This window comes from Methylocella tundrae, assembly GCF_901905185.1.
GTDB classification, from domain to species: domain Bacteria; phylum Pseudomonadota; class Alphaproteobacteria; order Rhizobiales; family Beijerinckiaceae; genus Methylocapsa; species Methylocapsa tundrae.
The window spans coordinates 1-450 of sequence record NZ_CABFMQ020000158.1; the positions used below are offsets into that span (position 1 = coordinate 1).

General features: G+C 34.0%; 1 protein-coding gene. It reads right to left on the reverse strand.

Annotated elements, in window-relative coordinates; genetic code table 11:
* Positions 1 to 227 precede the first annotated feature (227 nt).
* A partial coding sequence (locus MPC4_RS20815) for a BRCT domain-containing protein (RefSeq protein WP_210253701.1) occupies positions 228 to 450 on the reverse strand: 223 nt, incomplete at its 5' end.

Genomic DNA, 450 nt, shown 5'->3' on the forward strand with positions numbered 1-450 from the left:
TTATGGGCAAACTTAAAAATGATTGCAAAACAAAAAATAGTTAAGTTTATGATTTTTATCAAATTAAAATGAGAAACATACGCATTTGCAGTTTAAGTTATTTAAATTTCCTTTGCAAAAAGAAACGCTTGTCCGATTTATAAGCTCAGACAAGCGTTCAAATATAGCAAAAACCATCAATTTATAAATTTGTAACTAAAATCAATGGTTCTTATTTCGCTATACTTTTAGCTCAAAGTTTGCCCATAGCCTGCCATGAGTGATAAGAAATCTGTTTCATTCATGACAGGAATACCTAACTTTGCAGCTTTTTCTAATTTTGAACCCGCCTTCTCACCAGCAACTACACATTTTGTTTTGCTAGAAACACTCCCACTTACTCGTGCACCTAATGCTTGTAGCATTTGAGTGGCCTGATCACGGGTCATTTGCTCTACTGTACCTGTAAGT